21 protein-coding genes are annotated in these 25,137 nt (G+C 74.4%); 7 read left to right on the top strand and 14 right to left on the bottom strand.

All coding sequences use genetic code 11. The features are described from left to right. Window positions 1-28 precede the first annotated feature (28 nt). Window positions 29-967 carry a DNA primase gene (locus ACGFZ2_RS12450; protein ID WP_393453658.1) on the bottom strand — a complete coding sequence of 313 codons (939 nt, stop codon included), beginning with the start codon at window positions 965-967 and terminating at the stop codon, window positions 29-31. Between the two features lie 117 nt (window positions 968-1,084). Here ACGFZ2_RS12450 and ACGFZ2_RS12445 point away from each other — a divergent pair, with 117 nt between their 5' ends. Then, window positions 1,085-1,426: a helix-turn-helix transcriptional regulator gene (locus ACGFZ2_RS12445; protein ID WP_350703543.1), complete on the top strand. Its 342-nt coding sequence runs from the start codon at window positions 1,085-1,087 to the stop codon at window positions 1,424-1,426. A 74-nt stretch (window positions 1,427-1,500) separates the two neighbouring features. Here the strand turns inward: ACGFZ2_RS12445 and ACGFZ2_RS12440 are convergent, their stop codons facing one another. The 10 genes from ACGFZ2_RS12440 to deoC all read right to left on the bottom strand — a co-directional run bounded on the left by ACGFZ2_RS12440 (window position 1,501) and on the right by deoC (window position 12,943). Next, complete coding sequence (locus ACGFZ2_RS12440; RefSeq protein ID WP_393452827.1) at window positions 1,501-2,169, bottom strand: permease prefix domain 1-containing protein; 669 nt, start codon at window positions 2,167-2,169, stop codon at window positions 1,501-1,503. Window positions 2,170-2,260: 91 nt separating this feature from the next. Then, window positions 2,261-4,042 (bottom strand): thiol reductant ABC exporter subunit CydC, encoded by a 1,782-nt coding sequence (cydC, locus tag ACGFZ2_RS12435; RefSeq protein ID WP_393452824.1) that lies wholly within the window; start codon window positions 4,040-4,042, stop codon window positions 2,261-2,263. Continuing rightward, entirely contained in the window at window positions 4,039-5,718 is a 1,680-nt protein-coding gene (cydD, locus tag ACGFZ2_RS12430; RefSeq protein ID WP_393452821.1) for a thiol reductant ABC exporter subunit CydD, read from the bottom strand. Before cydD ends, cydC begins: the two co-directional genes overlap by 4 nt. Continuing rightward, entirely contained in the window at window positions 5,715-6,722 is a 1,008-nt protein-coding gene (cydB, locus tag ACGFZ2_RS12425; protein WP_393452818.1) for a cytochrome d ubiquinol oxidase subunit II, read from the bottom strand. The genes cydD and cydB overlap by 4 nt, the downstream gene beginning before the upstream one ends. A gap of 9 nt (window positions 6,723-6,731) precedes the next feature. Next, complete coding sequence (locus tag ACGFZ2_RS12420) at window positions 6,732-7,982, bottom strand: cytochrome ubiquinol oxidase subunit I (RefSeq protein ID WP_393452815.1); 1,251 nt, start codon at window positions 7,980-7,982, stop codon at window positions 6,732-6,734. A 135-nt stretch (window positions 7,983-8,117) separates the two neighbouring features. After that, a complete protein-coding gene (locus tag ACGFZ2_RS12415; RefSeq protein ID WP_393452812.1) occupies window positions 8,118-9,020 on the bottom strand; it encodes a M56 family metallopeptidase in 903 nt (300 codons plus the stop codon). A 10-nt stretch (window positions 9,021-9,030) separates the two neighbouring features. Further along, window positions 9,031-9,495, bottom strand: coding sequence for a BlaI/MecI/CopY family transcriptional regulator (locus tag ACGFZ2_RS12410; RefSeq protein ID WP_393452809.1), 465 nt, complete (start codon window positions 9,493-9,495; stop codon window positions 9,031-9,033). 234 nt (window positions 9,496-9,729) lie between these two features. Next, window positions 9,730-10,554, bottom strand: a complete 825-nt coding sequence (locus tag ACGFZ2_RS12405; RefSeq protein ID WP_393258450.1) for an aldehyde dehydrogenase family protein — start codon at window positions 10,552-10,554, stop codon at window positions 9,730-9,732. After that, the gene (locus tag ACGFZ2_RS12400; RefSeq protein ID WP_393452806.1) at window positions 10,547-11,977 is read right to left on the bottom strand and encodes an aldehyde dehydrogenase family protein; all 1,431 of its coding nucleotides are present in this window, start codon (window positions 11,975-11,977) and stop codon (window positions 10,547-10,549) included. Before ACGFZ2_RS12400 ends, ACGFZ2_RS12405 begins: the two co-directional genes overlap by 8 nt. 6 nt (window positions 11,978-11,983) lie before the next feature. Next, window positions 11,984-12,943, bottom strand: coding sequence for a deoxyribose-phosphate aldolase (deoC, locus tag ACGFZ2_RS12395; RefSeq protein ID WP_393258454.1), 960 nt, complete (start codon window positions 12,941-12,943; stop codon window positions 11,984-11,986). A 134-nt stretch (window positions 12,944-13,077) separates the two neighbouring features. Here deoC and upp point away from each other — a divergent pair, with 134 nt between their 5' ends. From upp to ACGFZ2_RS12375, 4 genes are all read left to right on the top strand, one after another. Further along, window positions 13,078-13,710 (top strand): uracil phosphoribosyltransferase, encoded by a 633-nt coding sequence (gene upp / locus ACGFZ2_RS12390; RefSeq protein WP_334558303.1) that lies wholly within the window; start codon window positions 13,078-13,080, stop codon window positions 13,708-13,710. 181 nt (window positions 13,711-13,891) lie between these two features. Next, window positions 13,892-14,422 (top strand): RNA polymerase sigma factor, encoded by a 531-nt coding sequence (locus tag ACGFZ2_RS12385; protein WP_393258460.1) that lies wholly within the window; start codon window positions 13,892-13,894, stop codon window positions 14,420-14,422. 13 nt (window positions 14,423-14,435) lie between these two features. Further along, a complete protein-coding gene (locus ACGFZ2_RS12380; protein ID WP_393452802.1) occupies window positions 14,436-15,479 on the top strand; it encodes a CU044_5270 family protein in 1,044 nt (347 codons plus the stop codon). 138 nt (window positions 15,480-15,617) lie between these two features. After that, window positions 15,618-16,295 (top strand): GPP34 family phosphoprotein, encoded by a 678-nt coding sequence (locus ACGFZ2_RS12375; RefSeq protein WP_393452799.1) that lies wholly within the window; start codon window positions 15,618-15,620, stop codon window positions 16,293-16,295. 177 nt (window positions 16,296-16,472) lie between these two features. On the opposite strand, the gene ACGFZ2_RS12370 is transcribed toward ACGFZ2_RS12375, so the two are convergent. After that, complete coding sequence (locus ACGFZ2_RS12370) at window positions 16,473-18,197, bottom strand: phospho-sugar mutase (protein WP_393452796.1); 1,725 nt, start codon at window positions 18,195-18,197, stop codon at window positions 16,473-16,475. A 47-nt stretch (window positions 18,198-18,244) separates the two neighbouring features. Further along, a complete protein-coding gene (locus tag ACGFZ2_RS12365; protein WP_393452793.1) occupies window positions 18,245-20,440 on the bottom strand; it encodes a protein kinase in 2,196 nt (731 codons plus the stop codon). Window positions 20,441-20,646: 206 nt separating this feature from the next. Between ACGFZ2_RS12365 and ACGFZ2_RS12360 the strand changes: the two genes are divergently transcribed. Together ACGFZ2_RS12360 and ACGFZ2_RS12355 are read left to right on the top strand one after the other, a co-directional pair. Beyond that, window positions 20,647-22,230, top strand: coding sequence for a methylmalonyl-CoA mutase (locus tag ACGFZ2_RS12360; RefSeq protein ID WP_393452790.1), 1,584 nt, complete (start codon window positions 20,647-20,649; stop codon window positions 22,228-22,230). Between the two features lie 638 nt (window positions 22,231-22,868). Further along, on the top strand, window positions 22,869-24,128 hold the full coding sequence (locus ACGFZ2_RS12355) for an amidohydrolase (protein WP_393258473.1): 1,260 nt from the start codon (window positions 22,869-22,871) through the stop codon (window positions 24,126-24,128). On the opposite strand, the gene ACGFZ2_RS12350 is transcribed toward ACGFZ2_RS12355, so the two are convergent. Then, the gene (locus ACGFZ2_RS12350; RefSeq protein WP_393452787.1) at window positions 24,085-25,059 is read right to left on the bottom strand and encodes a DUF4349 domain-containing protein; all 975 of its coding nucleotides are present in this window, start codon (window positions 25,057-25,059) and stop codon (window positions 24,085-24,087) included. The genes ACGFZ2_RS12355 and ACGFZ2_RS12350 overlap by 44 nt on opposite strands. Window positions 25,060-25,137: the final 78 nt, after the last annotated feature.

Below are 25,137 nucleotides of genomic sequence, written 5' to 3'. Positions count from 1 at the left end.
GCCAGAGACTGATGCTCCCCGTAAAGGGTCAGTCGCGCCAGTCCACGACCGCAGAGATCTTGCCGACAATGGTGCGCCAACCCAGACTTGCGGTTTGTGCCCCGATTTTCTTCAGCCGCCGACGGCCGAAGAACCCACCGACGCCGCCGTCGACCGTGGCGCGCAGCGCCTCGTCCAGGTCGTCCAGGCTGGAGCCGGCGGAGAGCATGTCCAGCACCGCGGGCAGGCGCAGCGCGTACGCCAGGTCACGGGCCACCTCGCCGGCCTCGATGAGCAGCGTCGGGTCCCAGGTGTCGTGCCCGCCGCGGAGGTTCTCCACCACCAGGTCGAGCTCGTAGATGTCCTCCTCCAGCGGCGCGATGTCGGCCGGCTCCACCCGTTCGGACAGCTCGCTCCAACTGTCCAGTTGGGACAGGTCGTTGGGCGCGCCGGAACGGATGAAACTGACCAGCGACTCGGGCGTCTTGAACAGCAGCAGCTTGCCGCGATGGCTGAGGAAGACCGGGACCTCCTCGTCGCCCGCCTCGTCCTCGGCCTCGGCGGACGCCTCGGCGTCCTCGTCGTCGGCCTTGCCTCGGCGGGCCTTGCCGTCCTCCTCGTCGCTCTCGGCGAACTCCTGGGCGACCTCCTCGTCGAGGATGACGACCGTCTCGTCGTCCTCGTCCTCCTCGACGACCTGGCGGCGGGCGAGGAACGGGTCGTCCTGGTCGCGCTCGGCGACGTCGGTGGGGGTCAGCTCCCGAGCCGGCCGGTACGCCCGGAGCGTGTAGCCGGTGCCGGCGGGCAGCGCGATCTCCACCGGGTCGATCCGCAGCTCGTCCCAGAGGGCGCGGGCGGCCTCGGCCGAGACGGTTGCGGTGTCGGACTCGGCCGTGTCGTCCACGTCGTCGAGCTCGGGCTCGTCGGCGTCGGGCCGTTGGGGCGACTGGCGGGCCACGCTGACCTCCGTGTGCTTCGGGTTGCCCACCCGCCGGCGTGCGCCGCCGACGAGTGACTCTGGGCACATACCCTAGTGGGCGACTCCGGGTGACCGTGGCCGCACCCCGGTGGCGGAGCGGCCCGCCAACAAGTAGCCTCTCTACGTATGAAGGCCCAGGCGCTGCACGGACACCTCGACGCGCTGCTGCTCGCCGTGCTGGAGCAGGGCTCGATGCACGGCTACGCGATCATCGAGGCGCTGCGGAACCGCAGCGACGGCCAGCTCGACCTGCCCACCGGCACCATCTACCCGGCGCTGCGCCGTCTGGAGCGGGCCGGCCACGTCGCCAGCACCTGGAGCACCGTCAACGGGCGCGAGCGGCGGACCTACCAGCTCACCGACGCGGGGCGGCGGGCGCTGGCCGGGGAGCGGTCCGGGTGGCGCGAGTTCAGCAGCACCGTCGGTCGGTTCCTCGACACCGACGCCCCACCCACCGCGCCCGCCTGACGACGCCCGGCCGGGCCCGCCGACGGCCGGCACCGCGATCGCGGGCACCTCGGCGGGGCGGTCGGCCCGCGGGGTCAGCGGGTGGCGAGCAGCCAGGTGCGGGCGGCCCGGCCGAGCCACACGTAGCCGGCGGCGGCCGCCACGGCCCCGACGAGCATCGGCGGCCAGGTGAGCGCGCCCTCCCACAGCCCGATCGACCACGCGAAGAGGGCCGCGCCGGCCAGCACGCCGAGGGCGAGGACCCCGGTCAGCGCCGCGCCCACCGCCCGGCCGACCGCGCCGTTGCCGCGCAACGCCCACCGGCCGGCCCCGGCCAGCAGCAGCCCGACCGCCGCCAGCACGAACGCGGCGACCCAGATCCAGTTCACCGAGGCCGACAGGAGCTGGTAGCCGGCCGGCGGGCGGGGCCCGTCGCTCCAGCTCGCCCCCCGCCAGGTGAGGTCGCCGGCGACGAACGCGACCGCGGCCAGCCCGAGCACCCGCAGCGACAGCCCGCGCAGCGCGCCCACCGCCAGCTCCGCCTGGTAGGCCGGGGCCAGCAGCGCCGCGGAGCCGAACTCGGCCACCGCCCGGCGCTGGGCCTCCGCCGCCGGCAGCCCGTCCTCCCGGTACGCGTCGACGGCGTCCAGCAGGCCGTGCCGCGCCTCGGTCAGCAGGTCGGACTTCAACCGGCGTGGCCCGCGCAGGCACCCGTCCAGCTCCCGCAGCCGCTCCTCCACCATGGTCGCGTCGTCGCACCGCATGGCACCACCCTGTCACGGATGGCCGCCGGGCGGCCTCCGGGGCAACCCTGGCCCGACCCGGAGGTGGGGGCCGGGGAGGAACGGGTCGGGCTCAGGGGCGCAGCGCCAGGTACCCGCGTTCGGCGGCCTCCTGGAGCAGCCACTGGTCCCGGTACCAGCCGGGGGCCGCGACGAGGTCGGCGTGCCGGCCGCGCTGGGCCACCCGGCCGGCGTCCAGCACCACGATCTCGTCGAGGTCGGCCAGCCCGCTGAGCCGGTGGCTGATCAGCAGCACGGAGTGCCCGGCCGGGGTGGCCGCCAGCGTGGAGGCGAGCACCGCGTCGGCGGCGGCGGGGTCGAGCCCCTCGGTCGGCTCGTCGAGCACCAGCACGCCCGGCGCGGCGAGCAGCGCCCGGGCCAGCGCGAGCCGCTGCCGCTGGCCGCCGGAGAGCTGACCGCCCTCCTCGCCGACCACGGTGTCCCAGCCGTCCGGCTGCGCGCGGACCCAGTCCAGCAGCCCGGCCGCCGCGGTCGCCGCCGCCAGCTCGTCCTCGTCGGCGTCGGGCCGCCCGAGCAGCAGGTTCTCCCGCACGGTGGCGTGGAAGACGTACGCCTCGGCGAGCAGCCCGCCGACCGCGCGGGGCAGCTCCCCGGCCCGGTACGTCGACAGGTCCCGCCCGTCCAGGGTGACCCGCCCGCGTTCGGGGCGTACGGAGCCGGTGAGGACGGCGGCGAGGGTGCTCTTGCCGGCGCCGCTCGGCCCGACCACGGCCACCCGGCGGCCGGGCGGCAGCTCCAGGTCGAGCCCGTCCAGGGCGGGCGCGGCGCCCTCCCGGTAGCGCACGGTCAGCTCCTCGAACCGCACGTCGTACGGCCCGGGGCCGACCGGCGCCCCGCCGGACGCGGGAGCCTCGTCCGCCTTCTCCAACAGGGCGGCCACCCGGGTCAGGCCGGTGCGGAGCTGGGTCCACTGCCGGGCGGCCCCGACCAGCGCCAGCGCGATCTCGACGGCGGCGAGCGTGCCGACCGCCAGTACGCCGACCAGCACCCCGTCCACGTCCGCCGCCAGGGCGGCGAGCACCACCGCGCCGGCGGTCAGCCCGGCCACCAGCACCCCGGCCGCGTCGACGGCGAACCCGGTGGCGGCGAGCCGCCGCTCCAGCCGGGCCAGGCGCCGCGCGCGTTCCCCGGCCGCGCCCAGCGCGTGCCCGGTGGCGCCGAACGCGGCCAGGTCGGCCGCGCCGTGGGTGAGGTCGACCGCGTCGGTGGCGAGCGCGCCGCGCAGCGGCGCCAGTTCGGCGGCGGCGCGCCGGGTCAGCGCGGTGGCCAGCGCGGGCAGCACGACCCCGGCGACCAGCAGCCCGACGGCGAGCGCCCCGGCGGCGGCCGGCGAGACCAGCGCCGCCCCGCCGACCGCGACCAGGCTGACCAGGGCCGCCGCCGAGGCCGGCACCAGCACCCGCAGCAGCAGGTCCTGAACCGCCTCCACGTCCGAGACGAGCCGGCTCAGGGCGTCGCCCGAGCGCTGCCGGGGCGTCGGCCGGGCGGCGAGGCTGGCGAACACCCGGGCGCGGACGTCGGTGATCAGCCGCAGCACGGCGTCGTGCCCGGCGAGCCGCTCGGTGTAGCGGAGCACCCCCCGGCCGACCGCCAGCGCCCGGACCGCGACGATCGCCACGGTGAGGCGGTCCAGCGGGGGCCGACCGGCGGCGCTCATCAGCAGCCAGGTCGCGGTGGCCATCAGGGCGAGGCCGGCGAACTCGGTGGCGGCGGCGAGCAGCCCCGCGCCGAGCAGCCGGTTCAGGTACGGCCGGGCCAGCCGCAGCACGGTCCGCTCGGGGGAGCGGGCGCGGGTCTCGGCGGAGTCGCCGGTCGGCGTCGGCTCGTCGGTCATCGGGTCGCCTCCCCGGCCGCCGCCGGGGTCAGCTCCGTGACCCGGCCGTCCTCGATCCGCAGGATCCGGTCCGCGTCGGCGAGCAGCGCCGGCCGGTGCGCCACCAGCAGGGCCGTCCGCCCGGCCACCAGCCGACGGGTGGCGTCGAGGACGACGGCCTCGCTCGCGGTGTCCAGCCGGGCGGTCGGCTCGTCGAGCAGCACCACCGGGGCGTCCCGCAGGAACGCGCGGGCCAGCGCGACCCGCTGCCGCTGCCCGCTGGACAGGCCGTGGCCGCGCTCGCCGAGCACGGTGGCGAGCCCGTCGGGCAGGCCGGCGACCACGTCGTCCAGGGCGGCGTCGCGGACGGCGGTGGCGAGGGCCGCGTCCGGGGTGTCGGGGGCGCCGAGCCGGATGTTGTCGGCCAGCGAGGCGGCGAAGAGGTGGGCCCGCTGCGGCACCCAGGCGACCTGGCGGCGCCAGGCGTCCAGGTCCGTGCCGGCGAGGTCCACCCCGCCGACGGTGACCCGGCCGGCGGTCGGGGCCACGAAGCCGAGCAGCAGGCCGATCAGCGTGCTCTTGCCGGCGCCGCTCGGGCCGACGACCGCGACGCGTTCGCCCGGCCGGATGGTCAGCGTGACGTCGCGCAGCGCGGTGGTCCGCTCGTACGCGACGGTCACCGACTCGAACCGGATCTCGCCCCGGCCGTCCGGCGTCGCCGCGCCCCCGCCGGGTGCGACCGGCGCGGGGGCGGCGGCCGAGAGGGTCAGTGCCTCGTCCAGCGCGGTCAGGCCCTCCATGCTGGCGTGGAACCGGCTGCCGGCCGCCCGCAGCGGCAGGTACGCCTCCGGCGTGAGCAGCAGCACCAGCAGCGCGGTCTGCAGGGTCAGGCCGCCGCCGAGCAGCCGTACGCCCACCGGCACGGCGACCAGTGCCACCGAGAGGGTGGCGACCAGTTCCAGCACCAGGGCGGAGAGGAACGCGATCCGCAGCGTCTTCATGGTCGCCACCCGGTGCCCGTCGGCCATCCGGCGGACGGCGTCGGTCTGCGCCCGGGCCCGGCCGAACGCGCGCAGCGTGGGCAGCCCGGCGACCATGTCGAGGAAGTGCCCGCCGAGCAGGGAGAGCCGTCGCCACTGCCGCTCGGTGGCGGCCTGCGCCTGCCAGCCGAGCAGCGCGCCGAAGATCGGGATCAGCGGCAGGGTGGCCGCGATGATCAGCGCCGAACTCCAGTCGGCGACGAAGATCCGCGCCAGCACGGCGACCGGCACGGTGACGCTCAGCACGAGCTGCGGCAGGTAGCCGGTGAAGTAGGCGTCCAGCGCGTCCAGCCCGCGCCCCGCCAGCGTGGCGAGCTGCCCGGCGCGCTGGCCGGCGACCCAGCCGGGGCCCTGCCGCCCGACCGCCCCCAGCAGTTCCTCGCGCAGCGCCGCCTTGACCGTCGCCGCGACCCGCGCCGACACCGTGCCCTGCGCCCAGACCAGCAGCGAGCGGGCGGCCACCGCGGCGACGAAGCCGGCCAGGGCGGGCCGGTCCAGCCGCCCGTCGAACCCGGTCGCCAGCAGCGCGGCCAGCGCGGTGGCCTGCGCGACGACCAGCCCCGCGGCCAGCACGCCGAGCAGCGCGAGCACGGCGAGGTCGCGCCGGGCCGCGGGGACCCGGCGCAGCAGACGCGGGTCGAACGGACGGCGGTTCACCAGTACACCGGTGCCCTGCCGTCGGTCCGTCCCCGGAAAACCCACCAGCACATCGCCTGAAAGCCTAGTAGGGCCGGCAGGAGCGGCACCGTCAGCCAGCCCAGCAGTCGCAGCGTGGGCGTGCTCGCCGCCGCGTCGGCCACCGTCAGGGACGCGCCGGGGTCGACCGTGGAGACCAGCGCGTAGGGCCAGAGGGTCGCGCCGACCAGCGCCACCGGCAGCGCCAGGGCCGCCCCGGTGGCGGCGAAGGCCAGCCCGGGCCGCCGCCGGCCGAGCGTCACCCGGGCCGCCAGCACCGCCGCCACCAGCAGCAACGGCAGCAGTACGCCCACCGCGGGCTGCCGCGCGGCGGCGCGTACGTCGGCGGAGAGCAGGCCGAGCGCGGTGGCCGCGCCGACGGCGACGAGCGCCACCGGGACGAGCCGGCGGGCCAGCCGCCCGACCGGCGCGGCCTCGGCGGCCGGCAGCCGGAGAGTGAGGAAGGTCGCACCGTGCAGGGCGACCAGCGCGACGACGGCGAGGCCGGTGGCGGCCACGAACGGGGTGAACAGGTGGGTCACGCCGGCGACGTGCCCGTCGGCGTGCAGCGGCACGCCCTGGAGCAGCCCGGCCAGCAGGGCGCCCCAGCCGAGCGCGGCGAGCAGGCTGCCGACGACCACGATCCGGTCCCAGCCGGCGCGGGCCCGTGGGCCGGCCGGGCGGCTGCGCAGTTGCACGCCGACGGTAACCAGGATCACCCCGACCAGCGCGCCCACCACGGCCGGGTAGAAGCCGGAGAGCAGTTCCCCCTCCAGCACGGGGAACGCGCCGAACAGGATGCCGACGGCGGCCACCAGCCAGACCTCGTTGCCGAGGAAGAACGGGCCGACGGCGTTCAGGGCGGCGCGGCGGCGGGCGGGGTCGGCGCCCCGGGCGAGCAGCAGGCCCACGCCGTAGTCGTAGCCGCCGAGCACCAGGTAGGTGGCGAAGAAGAGGCCGAGCAGGGCGTACCAGGCGAGTTCCACGTCGTCTCCTCAGGCGAAGGCGGGCTCGGGGCGGGGGTCGGCGGGCGGCTGCTGCGGCGGGCGGCCCAGGGCGGGGTCGTGAGCGCCCCGGGCGGCGTGCCGGGCCAGCAGGACCCAGTTGGTGACGGCGAGCGTGCCGAGCAGCAGGCTGAATCCGATCAGCGAGGCGAGCATCAGCCACGGGTCGACCGGCGACACCGCCCGGTCCACCGGCAGCAGCCCGTACGCGACCCAGGGCTGGCGGCCGACCTCGCGGGCGATCCAGCCGAGGATCACCGCGACGAACGGCAGCGGCAGGGCGAGCAGGATGATCCAGAGCGGGAAGCGCAGCCGCACGGCCCAGTCCCGCCAGAGCAGGGGGAGCAGCAGCCAGAGCAGGCCGAGACCGAAGCCGATCAGGATCATGAAGCCGAGGCCGACGCTGGCCAGCACGGGCGGGGTGTAGTCGCCGGGGCCGAACCGCGCGGTCCAGTCGGCGACCAGCGCGTCCGCCGCGGGGCTTCCGCCGAACTTGGTGGGCTGCACCTGCCCGACCGGGCCGAACTGGGCGAAGCCGAAGCCCTGCACCATGGTGATCGACAGCGCCGCGGTGACCAGGCCGATCCGCAGCGAGGTGCGGAACAGCGCGTAGTCCGGGGTGCGCCGGATCAGGTGCCAGGCGCTGACCGCGGCCATCAGCATCCCGCCGACCAGCAGCGCGGCGAAGACCACGTGGCCGAAGGCCATGCCGAGGCTGGGGTTGGTCAGCAGCGCGGTGAAGTCGGTGAGGTGGGCGACGCCGTCGCGCACCTCGTAGCCGACCGGGTTCTGGAGCCAGGAGTTGGCCACCATGATCCAGAACGCCGAGGCGTACGCGGTGAGCGCGACGCCCCAGAGCAGGGCGAGGTGGACGCCCTTGCGCAGCCGGTGCCAGCCGAAGATCCACATGCCGAGGAACGTCGACTCCAGGAAGAACGCGACCAGCGTCTCGATGGCCAGCGGCGCCCCGAAGACGTTGCCGACGTAGCGCGACAGGCCGCTCCAGTTCAGCCCGAACTGGAACTCCATCACGATGCCGGTGGCGATACCGAGCACGTAGTTGATCACGTAGAGCTGGCCCCAGAAGCGGGTCAGCCGCTCGTAGACCGGCTTGCCGGTCAGCACGGCGGTGGTCTGCAACCCCACGAGCAGGGTGACCAGGCCGAGGGTGACCACCACGAACAGGAAGTGGATCGAGGTGGTCGTGGCGAACTGCAGGCGGGCGAGGAGCAGGGTGTCCATGGCCGGCTCTCCGTACTGTCGGCTCACTTGTCGTAGTGAGCCTACACGTAGATTCCCTACGTATCATTACTACGTATCGTAGTAGAAGTGGGTGCGGCGAGGCGTAGTGGTTTGGGGGCGCATCCGATGCGCCGGTCAGCTGAGGAAGAGCGAGATCGGCAGGACGGCCAGCGTGGTCGCCACCGACAGGGCGACGGCGCCGAGCACCCGGGGCGGCCGGTCGGCGACCAGCAGGCGCTGCACCCGGACGTCCAGGTCACGGTCGCCGAGACCGAGGGCGCCGGCCGGAGTGATCCGACTTCCGGCTGCGGCGAACCGGCGCAGCGCGCGGCCCAGCGCCTCGGGGTGCGCCTCCCGGGCCTTGTCGTCGGCGCGCATCTCGACCAGCAGCGCGACCCGCTCGTGGATCCCGCGCACCCAGCCGAACCAGGGCAGCGCCCGGCAGAGCGCGGTGAATGGGAGCAGCACCAGATCGTGCCGTTCCTGGGCGTGGGCCCGCTCGTGGCTGAGCACCGCCGCCAGCTCGGCGCGGTCCAGCAGGCTGAGCGTCCCGGCGCTGACCACCACCTGCGGCTTCACCCCCGGCAGGCAGTACGCCGCCGCGCTCGGGTGGTCGAGCACGAGCGCGCCGGGCGCCGCCGGATCGTTCCGGGCCACCAGGGCGAGCAGGTCCCGGTGCCGGCGCTGGGCGCGCACCGTGTGGAGCAGGGTGCGTACGGTCGCGGTCAGCAGCACGGCGCCGGTGCCGAAGCCGAAGGCGACCAGGCTCAGCTGGACGGGCCCGAGCCCGGGTGGCAGGGTGCCGTGCGCCAGATCGCCGCCCAGGGCCAGCAACGCGCTCCCGGTCGGCCGCTCGTACGGAGCCAGACCCACCGCGATCGGCAGGCCCACCTCGGAGAGGCCGAGCGCCAGCCCGATCGCCTGCCAGCAGAGGATCGCGACCCGGGGGCTGCGCCACGGCCAGGTGGAGCGGGCCAGCACCTGCGCGGTCAGCAGGCAGGCCAGCATCGACGCGGCGAAGTGCAGAGCGTACGCCACGGCCGTCGCCCTACCGGTCCGCGACCTCGTCGGCGACGGGCGGGCGGACGACCCGGTTGGTCGGCGCCTCGACCCGGTCGGTCAGCTCACCCGGAGCAGCCGGCATGCCGCCGGCGGCCTCGGCGGCCAGCGCGGCGCGCAGCACCTCGGCCTCGGTGCCGGTCACCGAGTGGGCGAAGCGCACCAGCGCGGCGTCCCGGCTGCCGCCGAGGTCGAGGGCGTCGAGCATGAGCTGGGCGATGTGCGCCTCGCGGCTGGCGGCGGCCCGGTAGCGCCAGGCCCGCCCCTCCCGCTCACGCTGCACCATGCCCTTGCCGGCCAGCCGGTCCAGCACGGTCATCACCGTGGTGTACGCCAGCTCGCGGCCGTCCAGCGCGTCGGCCACCTCGCGCACGGTGATCCCGTCCGACGTGGCGGGGACCGAGTCCCACAGCACGTCCATCACCGCACGTTCGAGATCACCAAGCCGAGTCACGCCGCAATCCTACCCCTGGTAGTAGACCCGTCTCAGGCCAGCACACCCGAGCCGCCCCTCCCCGGGGCAGTACACCTGAGCCCGACCCTCCCCGGGCGGTACACCTGAGTCCGACCCCCTTCCGCGGACCTGGCCGAAGAGGGTTTCGGGGGGAGCCCGCCCGCGGAGGGATCAAGCCTGACCGCCCGGAGCGGGTGGGCTCCCCCCGAAACCCCACGCGGGCAGACCGCGACCTCACACCCCCTTGGGGTGCCAGACCGTCTTCGTCTCCAGGAGGCTGGTCATCCGGGTGATGCCCGGGTCGGCGAACCAGTCGTGGTCGGCCGGGGCCGGCCGGAGCACCCGCTTCAGGTTCTCCGCCGCCTTGACCTCCAGCTCCGCCGCCAGCTCGGCGTCGGTCACCCCGGTCAGGTCGATCGCGTTGACGTCCATGTGGCTCGCCAGCGTCGGCACGGTCTCCGACAGGCGGCCGGTCAGGATGTTGACCACCCCGCCCGGCAGATCGGAGGTGGCCAGCACCTCGGCCAGGGTCACCGCGGCCAGTGGCGCCGCCGGCGAGGCCGCCACCACGACGGTGTTGCCGGTGACGATCGCCGGGGCGATCACGCTGACCAGGCCGAGCAGCGCCGGCTGCTCCGGGGCGGCCACCGCCACCACGCCGGTGGGCTCCGGCGAGGAGAGGTTGAAGTACGGCCCGGCGACCGGGTTGGCGCCGCCGTACACCTGGGGGAGCTTGTCGGACCAGCCCGCGTACCAGACCCAGCGGTCGACCGCCGCGTCCACCTCGTCGCCGGGCACGCCGAGGGCGACGAACTGCTCGCGCCGGCCCTCCAGCATCTCGGCCACCCGGTAGAGGATCTGACCCCGGTTGTACGCGGTCGCCCCGGCCCAGCCCTTCACGGCGGCGCGGGCGGCGACGACGGCGTCCCGCGCGTCCTTGCGGGAGGCCAGGGAGACATTCGAGTCCTGCACGAGATACGACCGTCCCGACTCGCTGCGCGGGAACTTCCCGCCGATGAAGAGCTTGTACGTCTTGCGTACCGCGACCCGCTCAGACATTGAGGTAGCCCTCCAGCCCGTGCCGGCCGCCCTCGCGACCGTAGCCCGACTCCTTGTAGCCCCCGAACGGCGAGGTGGGGTCGAACTTGTTGAACGTGTTGGCCCAGACCACGCCGGCGCGCAGCCGGTCGGCCATCCACAGGATCCGGGAGCCCTTGTCGGTCCAGATCCCGGCCGACAGCCCGTACGGCGTGTTGTTGGCCTTCTCGACGGCCTCGGCCGGGGTGCGGAACGTCAGCACGGACAGCACCGGGCCGAAGATCTCCTCCCGGGCGATCCGGTGCGCCTGGGTGACCCCGGTGAAGATCGTCGGCGCGAACCAGAAGCCGCGCTCGGGCAGCTCGCACGGCGGCGACCAGCGCTCGGCGCCCTCGGCGGACCCGGCCTCGGACAGCTCCCGGATCCGCGCGAGCTGGGCGGCGGAGTTGATCGCGCCGATGTCGGTGTTCTTGTCCAGCGGGTCGCCGACGCGGAGCTGGGCCATCCGCCGCTTCAGCGACTCCAGCACCCGGTCGGCGACCGACTCCTGGACCAGCAGTCGGGAGCCGGCGCAGCAGACGTGCCCCTGGTTGAAGAAGATGCCGTTGACGATCCCCTCGACCGCCTGGTCGACCGGGGCGTCGTCGAAGACGATGTTGGCCGCCTTGCCGCCCAGTTCCAGGGTGAGCTTCTTGCGGGTGCCGGCCACCACGCGGGCGATGGCCCGGCCCACCTCCGTCGAGCCGGTGAAGGCGACCTTGTCCACGCCCGGGTGCTCGACCAGGGCTCGGCCGGTGTCGCCGGCGCCCGTGACGATGTTGACCACGCCGGCGGGCAGGTCGGCCTGCTGGCAGATCTCGGCGAAGAGCAGGGCGGTCAGCGGGGTGGTCTCGGCCGGCTTCAGCACGACCGTGTTGCCGGCGGCGAGGGCCGGGGCGATCTTCCAGGCCAGCATCAGCAGCGGGAAGTTCCACGGGATGACCTGCGCGGCCACGCCGAGCGGCTGCGGGTTCGCGCCGAAGCCGGCGTACGGGAGCTTGTCGGCCCAGCCGGCGTAGTAGAAGAAGTGCGCGGCGACCAGGGGCAGGTCGACGTCGCGGGACTCCTTGATCGGCTTGCCGTTGTCCAGCGACTCCAGCACCGCCAGCTCGCGGGAGCGCTCCTGGATGATCCGGGCGATCCGGAACAGGTACTTGGCCCGGTCCCGGCCCGGCATCGGACCCCAGACCTTCTCGTACGCCTGCCGGGCGGCGCGGACGGCACGGTCCACGTCCTGCGCGCCGGCCTCGGCGACCTCGGCGAGCACCTCCTCAGAGGCCGGGTTGATCGACTTGAAGCTGCCGCCGTCGGTCGGGTCGACGAACGTCCCGTCGACGAAGAGCCCGTACGAGGGCTTGATGTCCACCACCGAGCGGGACTCGGGGGCGGGTGCGTATTCGAACATCGGCTCTCAGTCCAGGGTGAAGTAGTCGGGACCGGAGTAGGTGCCGGTCGTCAGCTTGGTGCGCTGCATGAGCAGGTCGTTGAGCAGGCTGGAGGCGCCGAACCGGAACCAGTCCGGGTCCAGCCAGTCCGCGCCGACGGTCTCGTTGACCATCACCAGGTACTTGATCGCGTCCTTGGTGGTCTTGATGCCGCCGGCCGGCTTCACGCCGACCTGCCGGCCGGTGGCGGCGCGGAAGTCGCGGACCGCCTCCAGCATCACCAGGGTCACCGGCGGGGTGGCGGCCACCGGGACCTTGCCGGTGGAGGTCTTGATGAAGTCGCCGCCGGCCAGCATCGCCAGCCAGGAGGCTCGGCGCACGTTGTCGTACGTGGCCAGCTCGCCGGTCTCCAGGATCACCTTGAGGTGGGCGTCCCGGCAGGCCTCCTTGGTGGCCACGATCTCGTCGTAGACCTCCTTGTAGCGGCCGGCCAGGAACGCGCCCCGGTTGATCACCATGTCGATCTCGTCGGCACCGGCCGCGACGGCGGCCCGGGTGTCGGCGAGCTTGACCTCCAGCGGCGCCTGACCCGACGGGAAGGCGGTCGCCACGCTGGCCAGGTGCACCCCACTGCCGCGCAGCACCTCGGCGACGTGCGGGACCATCGAGGGATAGACGCAGACCGCCCCGACGTGCGGGCAGGACGGGTCGGCCGGGTCGGGGCGCAGCGCCTTGGCCGCGAGGGCCCGCACCTTGCCGGGGGTGTCCGCCCCTTCCAGGGTGGTCAGGTCGACCATCCGGATCGCCAGGTCGATGGCCTGCGCCTTGGCGGTGGTCTTGATGGAGCGGGTGCCGAGCTGTGCCGCCCGTTGCTCCGCGCCGACCTGGTCCACGCCGGGCAGGCCGTGCAGGAAGGTCCGCAGAGCGGTCTCGGATCGTCCCAGCTCGGAGAGTTCCGACCGGGCCGACGTCGCTGTCGCCGTCATGCTCCGAAGTCTACGCATCCGACCGATGCGTGATCTTGGTCACGGTGCCGTCGGTCGATCCCCGTGGTGAGCGACGTCGCTGCTCCGCCCGCACCCGCAGTGCGGACGCGGGCGGACCGGTAGGTTGAGCGATCGTGGACGTACACGTCATTGACCATCCGCTCGCCCAGTCGCGGCTGACCGCCATGCGGGACGCGCGCACCGACTCCTCCTCGTTCCGGGCGGCGCTGCACGAACTCACCACCATGCTGGTGTACGAGGCCGCGCGCTCCTTTCCGATCGAGAAGTACCCGGTGCAGACCCCCGTCACCGGCACCGAGGGCACCCGGCTGGCCAATCCGCCGCTGCTGGTGCCGGTGCTGCGGGCCGGCCTGGGAATGGCCGACGCCGCGCTCGGCCTGCTGCCGGAGTCGTCGATGGGCTTCGTCGGCCTGGCCCGCGACGAGGAGACGTACGAGCCGCGCGCCTACATGGAGTCGCTGCCCCGGGACCTGAGCGGCCTGCCGGTGCTGGTGCTCGACCCGATGCTCGCCACCGGCGGCTCGCTGGAGCACTGCTGCCGGCTGCTGGCCGACCGGGGCTGCACCGACATCACGGTGCTCTGCGTGCTCGCCGCGCCCGTCGGCATCGAGCGGCTGGAGCGCTCCGGCCTGCCGCTGCGCCTGGTCACCGCCTCGATCGACGAGGGCCTCAACGACCGGATGTTCATCGTGCCGGGTCTCGGCGACGCCGGCGACCGCCAGTTCGGCGGCATGCCCCGCTTCTAGGCGGAGCCCCACGCCACGCCACCCGCCCCGGCGCCGTCGGGGCGGGTGCCCCCGGCCGACAGGCCGTCCCGCCCCGGCCGGTGACTTTCCACCCCGGCCGCCGGTAACGATCCACCCCGCCCGCGACACATACGTGGTGTCCCTGTCAGGAACTGCGGTCGGGAGATCGATAGTGAAACCCGTGGGTGAGCGGGGCGAGGACTGGTTCACCGGCCTCTACGCCACGCACTACCCGGACATCGTCAGGTACGGCCTGCGCCGGCTTCCCGATGCCGACGCGGCAGCCGAACTCGCCCAGGACGTGTTCGTCGTCGTCTGGCGGCGGCGCGGCGAGGTGCCCGAACGCGCCCTCCCGTGGCTCTACGCCGTCGCGCGCCACGTCGTGGCGAACCGGTGGCGTTCCCGGCGCGACGGTCCGAGCCTGCTCCCGCTCGCCGAGGCCGACCACGTACCGGCACGAATCGTCGAGCCCGACGCCGTGGCGCCGGTGCTCGACCTGCACCGGGCGCTGCGCACGCTGTCCGAAGCCGACCAGGAGATCCTCCGGCTCGTCGGCTGGGAGGACCTGAGCGTCGCGGATGCCGCCGTCGTCCTGGGCTGCACCCGCTCCGCCGCCGCCGTGCGGCTCTACCGGGCCCGGCGCCGACTGCGCTCCGCCCTGGCCACCTCCACTCCCGCCCGCGCCGCCCGGCCGGCGTCCGCCCACGTCTGAGAGGAGCAGCAGCATGCACACCAAGCAGCAGGTCCGGGAGCTCCTGGGTCCGGCCGACCCGGCGCGTGACGCCGTCGTGCCCCCGTCACCCCTCACCGCCCACGACCTGATCCTCCGCGCGGAGGACGCGGCCGCGACCCCGGCCGGGCCGGTACGGCGGGCCGCACCGCGGCGCACCGTGCTGGTCGGCGCAGCCGCCGCGGTGGCCGCGCTCGGCTCCGCCGGGGTGGCGCAGGTGCTGCGGGACGGGCCCGTGCCCGTCACCCCGGCACCCGCGCAGCCGGTCGCCGGGACCGTGCTTCAGCCGGTGTCCTACGAGATCGCCGCCGCCGAACCGGCCGGGCGGCACCTGCGGGCGCTCGCCGCGCGCATCGTGGACGCACCACACGAAGGCGCCGCCGGCCCCTACTCCTACCACCACACCAAGTCCTGGGGCAGCCCGACCGTGTTTTCGCCCGAGGGCCACAGGATGAGCTACGTGCAGGAACGTCGTGAATGGGTGGCGGACGACGGCCGCCGCTGGCAGGACACCAAGTCCCTGGGCGTCGAGTTCCCCGACGCGGCGTCCCGGGAATACTGGTCCACGCGGCCACAGTCGCCCAGTGCCAACCCCTCGGCCACCAGGCGGCCGCCAGGGATCGCCGAGATTCCGCCCGACCCGGTGGCCCGGCGGCTGCCGGCCGACCGGGCGGAACTCGCGCGCTGGCTCCGGATCGACCAGTCGGCGGGCGACGTGGCCATGCGCACGTACCACCTCTACAGCAGCTACCTGGTGCCGCGGCGGACCCGGGCCGACCTCCTCACCATCCTCGCGGAGAAGCCCGGATTCGTGTGGCGCGGCCGGGTCGTCGACCGGGCCGGCCGCCAGGGCGTGGCCGTCACCGCCGATCTCGTCCCACCGCCAGGGGAGATCGTGCAGCGGGCGCAGATGTTGCTGGTCTTCGACCCGTCGACCGGCGAACTGCTCGCCCACGAGTACCTGGAGACGGCCCCGAAGCGCCGCGTGCTGCACTACGCGCTCCTGCTGGAGGCCCGTCGCACCGACACGGTGAACTGACCGTCCGGCCCGCCGGGGCGGTCGGGGCGCGCCCCGACCGCCCCGACCTGCGGCGAAGGCGAGGCGTACGGGAGCGGCGGCGCGCCATCGACGTCGAGTGGGTGCGCGGAATGCGCGCACCCGCTAGCGTCTCCGGCCATGACTGGTGTTGCTCTCGCCGAAGAGCTGCTTCTCCTCGCGTACGACGACGAGACCGGCAAGGCGACCATGCCGCGGATCAGCCTCGACCTGGGCATGGCCGCCGCGGTACTGATCGAACTGGCCCTGGCCGGGCGGATCGTCTACTCCGAGGGGGCCCTGGCGGTGGCCGACCCGACGCCCACCGGCGAGTCGCTCGTCGACGGGGTCCTCGCCCGCATCGCCGCCGACACCCCGCACAGCCCGTCGTCCTGGGTGCAGCGGCTGCGGCACGGCCTGCGCGACAAGATCCTCGAAACCCTGTGCGCCCAGGGCGTGGTGCGGGACGTCGACGAGACCGAGCTGGGCTTCATCCACGTGCACCGCTACCCGACGGTGGATCCCGCCGTCGAGGCGGACACCCGGCGCCGGCTCGCCGAGGCGCTGGCCGACGGGCAGCTCCCCGACGAGCGGACGGCCGCCCTGGCCACCCTGGTCGCGGTGCTGCGGATGGAGCCGGCCCTGGGTCTGACCGGCGACGCGGCCCGGGACGCCCGCCGCCGCCTGGAGGAGATCGCCGGCGGCGCCGGCTTCTCCGGCAACGTCAGCCTCGACGACTCGGTCGTCCGCCCCTCGGTGGGCCTGGTCGTGGCCGCCCTGGGCAGCGCGGTGGACGCCGCCCTCGGCCCGCGCCGCTGACCCGACGCGCACGGCAGCGATCCGGCGCTGCCCCGCGCCGCTGACGCCACGCGCACGCCCCGAACCGACACCCACCCCCGGCCCTTTGCTCTGCTTCAACCCACGCGACACGGCGTTTCCGTTGCGTCGGGTGAAGCAGAGCAAAGGGCGCAGGGGGGCGGGTGCCCGGAAGCCCGGTCAGAGACCGAGAGCGGCCGCGATCTCCGCGCGCAGGGCCGCGACGGCCTCCGCGGCCCGGGCGCGGGCCGCGGCGACGTCGCCGTCCGCCACCGGCTCCACCACCTCCAGGTACGCCTTCAGCTTCGGCTCGGTGCCGGACGGCCGGATCACCACCCGCGCGGCCCCGGTGCGCAGGATCACCACGTCCGCCTCGGGGAGCAGGTCCTGCGCCTCCGTGACCGGGTGGCCGAGCAGCGCGGCCGGTGTCGCGGCGCGGATCCGGGCCATGGCGTCGGCGATCACCCGCAGGTCGTCCACCCGCACCGAGAGCTGGTCGGTGTGGTGCACGCCGAACTCGGCGGCCAGCTCGTCCAGCCGGTCGGTCAGGGAGCGCCCCTGCGTCTTCAGCCCGGCGGCCAGCTCGGCCACCGTCAGCGCGGCGGTGATGCCGTCCTTGTCGCGGACGTGCTCCGGGGCGACGCAGTAGCCGAGCGCCTCCTCGTAGCCGTAGACCAGCGGCTCGGTCCCGCCGCCGGCCCGCACGATCCACTTGAACCCGGTCAGCGTCTCGTCGTAGGGCAGGCCCCGGGCGGCGCACATGGCCCGCAGCAGGGACGACGACACGATCGTGGTGGCGTACAGGCCGGTGACGCCGCGCCTCATCAGGTGGTCGGCCAGCAGCACGCCCACCTCGTCACCGCGCAGCATCCGCCAGCCGGGCCGGTCGGCGTCCGGCGCCGGGGGACCGGCGACCTCCCCGCGGGCGCTCGCCGCCGGGCCGGTGTCCCGGACGACCACCGCGCAGCGGTCCGCGTCCGGGTCGTTGGCGATGGCGATGTCCGCGCCGGTCGATTCGGCGAGGGCGACCAGCCGGTCCACCGCCCCCGGCTCCTCCGGGTTGGGGAAGGAGACGGTCGGGAACGCCGGGTCCGGCTCCGCCTGCTCGGGCACCACCCCGGGCACCGGGAAGCCGGCCCGGGCGAAGGCCGCGGTGAGCACCGCCGCCCCCACCCCGTGCAGCGGCGTGTACGCCACGGCCAGGTCGCGCGGCCCGTCCGGGTCGATCACTCCGGTGGCCCGCTCCACGTAGGAGGCCACCAGGTCGTCGCCGAGTACCTGCCCGGCCGGGCCGAGCGGCACCTCGGCCAGCGGGCCGACCGACCGGATCGCGGCCTCGATGCCGGCGTCGGCCGGCGGCACGATCTGCGCGCCCGCCCCGAGCGCCCCGCCCAGCTCCGCGCCGAGGTAGACCTTGTAGCCGTTGTCCTGCGGCGGGTTGTGGCTGGCGGTCACCATCACCCCGGCGACCGCCCCGAGGTGCCGCACCGCGTACGCGAGCACCGGGGTGGGCAGCGGGCGGGGGAGCAGCAGCGCCGGGCGTCCCGCGCCGGTGGCGACCTGGGCCGTCCGCTCGGCGAACTGCCGGGAGCCGTGCCGCGCGTCGTACCCGATCACCAGCGGGCCGGTGCCGCCCTGGGCCGCGAGCCAGGCGACCAGCCCGGCGGCGGCCTGGGTGACCACCGCGAGGTTCATCCCGTTCGGACCGGCGCGCAGCGGGCCGCGCAGCCCGGCGGTGCCGAAGGTCAACGGGCCGGCGAACCGGTCGGCCAGCTCCGGGGCGCTCGCCGGCAGGCGGTCGAGCACCGCCCGCAGCTCGTCCCGGCTGGCCGGGTCGGGGTCGTCGTCGAGCCAGCGCCGTGCTTGCTCGCGAATGTCGTCGATGTCAGTGGTTTCCGCCGGCATGCCTCTTGATAGCACGCCGGCGGATCACCGCTTCTCTTCCCCTGCGCTCAGCCGGCGTCGGTGAGCTGGAACGTCTTCACCATCTCGTCGAAGATCGGCTTGCTCTCGGCGAACTTGGCGTCGGTGGAGGTGAGGTAGAACGAGTACGCCTTGCCGTCGTGGACCACGCCGCGCCACACGCCGTGCCGCTTGGTCTCGCCCTCGCCGCAGGTGTACTCGAACTCGGCCGCCTGCTTGCCGACCCACTCCATCTCGTTCATGGCGAGCTGGGCGTACGGCTTGACGCAGGACTTGGAGCGGGTCTTCAGGCCGTCCTCGGCGACCTCGGCCCAGCGGATCGAGGTGGTGCGGAAGTCCTCCACGAGGATCCGCACCTTGCGGCCCTCGTCCTGCGGGTCGACGTAGTCGACCCAGTTGCCGGCGCTCTTGCGCTCCCAGCCCTGCGGCACCATGACCCGCACGCCCTTGCCGGAGTGCTCCTTCATCTCGGGCGCGCCGGCCGGGGCCGCCGAGGTCGGGGCGGCCTGCGGGATGGTCGGCGCGTCGTCGCCGCCGGTGAACAGGACGACCGCCCCGATCAGCAGCACCACGGCCAGGCCGCCGGCGGCGGCGAGCTGCACCTTGCGGGGCCAGCCCTTGACGGTGCCGACGACCTGGTTGCCGATCGCGCCCACCCGACCGCCGAGCCCGCCGCCGGCGGCGGCCGGCGCGGTGGCGGGGGTCGCCCAGGGCTGCCCGGTGCCCGGCACCGACCACTGGCCGCCGCCGTACGTGCCGCCGAGGTGTTGGGTGGCCTCCGGCTGGCCGCCGAAGACGGGGGCGCCCGCGCCCATCCGCTGGGTGGCGTCCGGCTGCCCGAAGGCGGGCGCGCCCCCGCCCACCCGCTGGGTGGCGTCCGGCTGCCCGAAGGCGGGCGCGCCGGCCCCCATCCGCTGGGTGGCGTCCGGCTGGCCGCCGAACCCGACGAGGCCGGCCGCGTTGGTGCGCAGCTGCTGGGTGGCGTCGGAGCCGGCGACCTGCGGCGTGGCCTCGGGGCCGCCGTAGGGGCGGCCGGCCGGCGCGGGGGCGCCCGGGGCCGGCATCGCGCCGGTGGGGGTGTGCAGCGGCCCGGCCAGCGCGTCGGCGCTGGTGTCCTCCATCGCGGCGGGGCTGGCGGGGAGGGCGGCCTGCGCGGGGCGCTCGCCCCGGCGCAGCGCGGCCAGCCGGTCGGTGAGCGACTCACCGGGGTTGAGCATCGCCCGCCCGCCGATCTGCCCGGTCGGCTTCGGCTGCTCGGGCTGGGCGGCCGGCGGGGCGGGCAGCGGCCGCTGCTGCACCGGCACGACCGAGTACGGGTCGGTCATCGAGTTCACCGCGGCGGCGTTGCTGGTCAGCGGGCCGGCGAGCAGCTCGCGCAGCATCGCCCGGGCGGTGTGCACGTCGAGGCGGCGGGCCGGGTCCTTCTCCAGCAGGCCCATCAGCACCCGGGTCAGCGGCCCGCTGCGCTGCGGCGGGGCGGGCGGGTCCTCGACCACCGCGTGCATGGTCTCGATCGGGTCGCCCTTGTCGAACGGGGGCCGCCCCTCCACCGCCGTGTAGAGCGTGACGCCCAGCGAGAACAGGTCGCTCGGCGGCCCGAACTCCTGGCCCATCGCCCGCTCCGGGGAGATGAAGTGCGGCGAGCCGAGCACCATCCCGGGGGTGGTGAGCTGCACGTCGGTGGGCATCCGGGCCACGCCGAAGTCGGTCAGCACGCAGCGGCCGTCGGCGCAGATCAGCACGTTGGCCGGCTTGACGTCGCGGTGCAGCACGCCGATCGCGTGCGCCACCTCCAGCGCGCCGAGCAGCGCTATGCCGATCTTGGCGACCACCCGCTGCGCGACCGGCCCGTCCTCGATCACCATGTCGGCGAGGCTGCGGGCGTCCAGCAGCTCCATCACGATCCAGGGCCGGCCGCCCTCGGTGACCACGTCGTAGACCTGCACGACGGCCGGGTGCTGGATCGCGGCCGCCGCGCGGGCCTCGCGCAGGGTGCGCTCGTACATGGCGTCGCGATCGCTGGGGGCCAGACCCGGGGGCAGGACGACCTCCTTGACGGCGACGTCCCGCCGCAGGAGCGTGTCTGTGGCACGCCAGACCGTGCCCATGCCGCCGTTGCCCACCGCGGAACGCAGCGAGTAACGACCACCGATGGTCGTGCCGGGGGTCGCGCGTCCGTTGGGGGGACTGACTGGTCCGCCGCTCCACGTCGGGATCTGAGTCACAGAAAAGCCACCGGGGGAAATCGAGGGGGGCTGGGACACAACCCCCCTATCTTGCTGGTTCCGACGCCCGATGCGAAACCCGACGCGACGGACGTTTACCGAACTGGACCATACGTGCCCTGACGTTCACCTCTCGTCGATGTCCACGGGTCGGGTGTGCGCTATCCCTCACCCGCCGTCGCCGTCGCGCGTCCTACCATCCGCTAATGAGCGAACGGCGGTCAAGCGAGTCCGGTTTCCCGATCAAGGGCGTCTACACGGCCGCCGACCTTCCGGAGGACCTGGACTCCCGGCTGGGCGGCCCGGGCGAGTTCCCGTACACGCGGGGCGTCTACCCCACCATGTACACCTCCCGTCCCTGGACGATGCGCCAGTACGCCGGCTTCGGCACCGCCACCGAGTCCAACGCGCGGTACCACCAGTTGTTGCGGGCCGGCACGATGGGCCTCTCGGTCGCTTTCGACCTGCCGACGCAGATGGGCTACGACTCCGACGACCCGATCGCGCACGGCGAGGTGGGCAAGGTCGGGGTGGCCATCGACTCGATCGAGGACATGCGGCTGCTCTTCGACGGCATCCCGCTGGACAAGGTCTCCACCTCGATGACCATCAACGCGCCCGGCTCGGTGTTGCTCCTGCTCTACCAGCTCGTGGCCGAGGAGAACGGCGTCCCCGGCACGGCGCTGAACGGCACGATCCAGAACGACATCCTCAAGGAGTACATCGCCCGGGGGACGTACATCTTCCCGCCGAAGCCCTCGCTGCGGCTGGTCGCCGACACCTTCGGCTACTGCCGCAAGGAGGTGCCGAAGTGGAACACCATCTCCATCTCCGGCTACCACATGGCCGAGGCCGGCGCGACGCCCGCGCAGGAGATCGCGTTCACCCTGGCCAACGGCGTCGAGTACGTCCGGGCCGCGCTCGCGGCGGGGCTGGCCGTGGACGACTTCGCACCCCGGTTGTCGTTCTTCTTCGTCGCCCGCACGACGCTGCTGGAGGAGGTGGCGAAGTTCCGGGCCGCCCGGCGGATCTGGGCCCGGCTGATGCGCGACGACTTCGGCGCCAAGGACCCGAAGTCGATGATGCTGCGCTTCCACACCCAGACGGCGGGCGTGCAGCTCACCGCCCAGCAGCCCGAGGTGAACCTGGTCCGGGTGGCGGTGCAGGGGCTCGGCGCGGTGCTCGGCGGCACGCAGTCGCTGCACACCAACAGCTTCGACGAGGCCATCGCGCTGCCCACCGAGAAGGCGGCCCGGCTGGCGCTGCGCACCCAGCAGGTGCTGGCGTACGAGACCGACCTGACCGCCACCGTCGACCCGTTCGCCGGCTCGTACGTGGTGGAGGCGATGACCGCCGAGATCGAGGCGGCGGCGACCGAGCTGATGGACCGGGTCTTCGACCACGGTTCGGCGGTCGACGCCATCGAGGCGGGCTTCCAGAAGCGGGAGATCGAGCAGTCCGCGTACCGGATCGCGCAGGAGATCGACTCCGGCGAGCGGGTGGTGGTGGGCCTCAACCGGTTCGCCATCGACGAGGAGGAGCCGTACGAGCCGCTGCGGGTCGACCCGGCGATCGAGGCGGCGCAGGCCGAGCGGCTGACCCGGCTGCGCGCCGAGCGGGACGCGGGCGCGGTCGAGCGGGCGCTGGCGGAGCTGCGCGCCGCCGCCGAGGGCACGGAGAACGTGCTCTACCCGATGAAGGAGGCGCTGCGGGCCCGCGCCACCGTCGGCGAGGTCTGCGGCACCCTGCGCCAGGTGTGGGGGCTGCACCGCCCGGCCGACCGCTTCTGACCGCCCCGACCTGACCGGCCCGTCGGCCGTTCCGGTGGACCCCGCAGGCCGGTCGGTCGGGACGTTTGCGCAGGTCGCGCCGCATGCCGGGCGAGCGCTACAGTCGGAGTCAGTTCCCGTCGCCGATCGGCGACGCAGACCGCGGGAGCGGGCCCGGCGACGCCGCCGGAGGGCTTCCGCGTGCGGCGGGGCGGCGCGGCCCACCGGTCGTGGCGGTTGCCGGAGGGGTTTGGGGGTATCCCGACGGGGTGGGCCCGGACGCACACGGTGTGCGGTCGTTCCGTGCTCGGTCGTGTGACCGTCTTCGGAGCCTCGTCGCCGACAGCGGTCGCGTAATTGTCGGAGTGTCAGTTCACCGGACCGACTAATGCGACAATTCGGAACGACGGCCCCCGAGATCGGCGTCGATTTGGTGACGGCCGGGTCGGTTACGCGGTGTAGGAGGTGTGGGGCAGATGACGGCGTTCGATCGCGATCTACCTGCTGTCCCGCAGATCTACGAACGCTCCCAGCAGGGCATTCGTGACGCTGTGCGCTCTGATCATCACCGGAACGAGGTTGCGCAGCGTCACCGCCGGAGGTCTAGGCTGTCTGCTGTTCCTGATGATCCATCCATCTCTAGCGAACGAGAATTCGACGTGACGAGTGCGTTGACGCTGCCGACCGGCAACCAGCTGGCGTCGTCCTGGCCGGAGACGCCGTCCGGGTCCCAGCCCCTGCCGTTCGAGCTGGACCACCTGCTCGCCCTCCGGGTGCCCGGGCTGATCGCCACCCGTCGTCACCTCCACTCGCATCCGGAGCTCTCCGGCGAGGAGTTCGAGACGGCCGCCCTGATCGCCCGGGAGCTCTCCCTGGCGGGGCTGAGCCCGCGACTGCTCCCCAAGGGCAACGGGGTCATCTGCGACATCGACGGCCGGCCCGACGGCCCGGTGGTCGCGCTGCGCGCCGACATCGACGCGCTGCCGCTGACCGACTCGAAGGACGTGCCGTACCGCTCCACCGTGGACGGCGTCTGCCACGCCTGCGGCCACGACGTGCACACCACCGTCATGCTCGGCGTCGGCATGCTGCTGGCGCAGCTCGCCGACCTCGGCGAGCTGCCCGGCCGGGTCCGGCTGATCTTCCAGCCGGCCGAGGAGATCCTGCCCTGCGGCTCGCTGGAGGTCATCGAGGCCGGCGGCCTCGACGACGTGGTGCAGATCTTCGCGCTGCACTGCGACCCGAACCAGCCGGTCGGCAAGGTCGGCCTGCGGGTCGGCCCGATCACCGCCGCCGCCGACAACGTCACCGTCCGGCTCACCGGCCCCGGCGGGCACACCGCCCGACCCCACCTGACCGTCGACCTGGTCGACGCGCTGGGCCGCCTGATCACCGAGGTGCCGGCCCTGGTCAGCCGCCGGGTGCCGGCCAACAGCGGGCTGCTGCTGGTGTTCGGCCACGCCTCGGCCGGCACCCGTTACAACGTCATCCCCTCCGAGGCGTGCGCCTCCGGCACCCTGCGGGTGATGGACCGCGACACCTGGGAGCTGGCCCCCAAGATCGTGGGTCAGGTCGTCCGCGACGTCATCGCGCCGACCGGGGCCACCGTCGACCTGGAATACCTGCGCGGTCGCCCCCCGGTCAGCAACGACTCGCGGGCCATCCAGATCCTGACCGCCGCCACCGCCGCCGCGCTCGGGCCGGAGGGCATCGCCGAGACCCCGCAGAGCATGGGCGGCGAGGACTTCTCCTGGTACCTGGAGTACGTCCCCGGCGCGCTCGCCCGGCTCGGCGTGGGCCGCTCCGGCCCGAACGTGGATCTGCACCGCGCCTCGTTCGACGTCGACGAGCGGGCCATTCCGGTCGGCGTGCGGCTCATGGTCCAGACCGCGCTGCGGGCACTGTCGGCGGCGCGGTAGGCAGCGGCTCCGCCGGGCCGGCCGGCGTCACCGGCGGCGGGCCCCTGCGCCGCCGCCGGCGCAGCACCACCAGCAGCACCGCCAGCGGTACGCCGAACACCAGCAGCCAGGGCAGCACCGCGCCCAGCACGGTCAGCAGGACGGTCATCGAGGTGAGGAAGACCTGCCAGCCGCCCTCGAGCCCGACCAGGAAGCCGATCTCGGTCTCCTCGTCGGCGGTGCTGACGTCCGGCCCGACCAGCGACACGGTGATCGTGGACAGGCTGGTCAGGTCCGCCAGCCGCTTCTTCTTCGCCTCCAACGAGGCGAGGTCGGCCTCCCGGCGGGACAGCTCGTTCTCCAGCGACACCAGGTCGGTGATCGTGGTGGCCCGGGCCAGCAGCCGGCGGGCGCTCTCCACCCGGGCGCGCTGGGTGGTGATCCGGGCGTCCAGGTCGACCACCTGTTCGGTGACGTCCTCGGTGTGGATCTCCCGGCGCTGCTGCCGGCCCAGCTTCGCCAGCTCGTCGACGACCTCGTGGAACTTCGCCGCCGGCACCCGCAGCTCCAGCTGCGCCGTCGCGTCGGCGTCGGCGCTGCGCCGCTGGTCGCCGCCGACGAAGCCGCCGACCGCCGTCACGGTGGCGACCGCGCTCCGCGCGGCGGCGTCCACATCGTCCACCTGCACCCGCATCGTGCCGGTGTAGATGATGGACCGCTGGTCCACCCGCAGGTCCGGCGCGCCGGCACCGCCCTGCTCGGCCTGCCCGCCACCCCGCTCCGCCCCGCCGCCGGCCCGGTTCTTGTCCGCCGGCGCGGCCTCCGGCGCGCTGACGGCCGAGTCCCTGCCTCCGCCGGAGTCGCCGCTGCCGCAGGCCACCAACCCCAGCAGCGCGACCAGCGCGGCGGCCGTCAGCCCTACGCCCCGACGCCGTCGTTCCCGTCCGTCCATCCCGGTTCCCCTCGTCCTCGCCCCCGTGTGGGGCGATACGTCAGACGTGGCGCGCCAACACGCCGGTTCCGGCAGACT

Source organism: Micromonospora sp. NPDC048063 (genome assembly GCF_043202855.1).
Taxonomy (GTDB): domain Bacteria; phylum Actinomycetota; class Actinomycetes; order Mycobacteriales; family Micromonosporaceae; genus Micromonospora.
Note: the sequence above shows the minus strand (reverse complement) of the source record. Positions and strands in the feature narration are given on the sequence as shown.

Coding starts and splice junctions, on each gene's coding strand:
- ACGFZ2_RS12445 (WP_350703543.1), top strand. CDS start 1,085: ATGAAGGCCCAGGCGCTGCACGGACACCTCGACGCGCTGCTGCTCGCC.
- ACGFZ2_RS12440 (WP_393452827.1), bottom strand. CDS start 2,169: ATGCGGTGCGACGACGCGACCATGGTGGAGGAGCGGCTGCGGGAGCTG.
- cydC (WP_393452824.1), bottom strand. CDS start 4,042: ATGACCGACGAGCCGACGCCGACCGGCGACTCCGCCGAGACCCGCGCC.
- ACGFZ2_RS12420 (WP_393452815.1), bottom strand. CDS start 7,982: ATGGACACCCTGCTCCTCGCCCGCCTGCAGTTCGCCACGACCACCTCG.
- ACGFZ2_RS12405 (WP_393258450.1), bottom strand. CDS start 10,554: ATGTCTGAGCGGGTCGCGGTACGCAAGACGTACAAGCTCTTCATCGGC.
- ACGFZ2_RS12400 (WP_393452806.1), bottom strand. CDS start 11,977: ATGTTCGAATACGCACCCGCCCCCGAGTCCCGCTCGGTGGTGGACATC.
- deoC (WP_393258454.1), bottom strand. CDS start 12,943: ATGACGGCGACAGCGACGTCGGCCCGGTCGGAACTCTCCGAGCTGGGA.
- ACGFZ2_RS12380 (WP_393452802.1), top strand. CDS start 14,436: ATGCACACCAAGCAGCAGGTCCGGGAGCTCCTGGGTCCGGCCGACCCG.
- ACGFZ2_RS12375 (WP_393452799.1), top strand. CDS start 15,618: ATGACTGGTGTTGCTCTCGCCGAAGAGCTGCTTCTCCTCGCGTACGAC.
- ACGFZ2_RS12370 (WP_393452796.1), bottom strand. CDS start 18,197: ATGCCGGCGGAAACCACTGACATCGACGACATTCGCGAGCAAGCACGG.
- ACGFZ2_RS12360 (WP_393452790.1), top strand. CDS start 20,647: ATGAGCGAACGGCGGTCAAGCGAGTCCGGTTTCCCGATCAAGGGCGTC.
- ACGFZ2_RS12350 (WP_393452787.1), bottom strand. CDS start 25,059: ATGGACGGACGGGAACGACGGCGTCGGGGCGTAGGGCTGACGGCCGCC.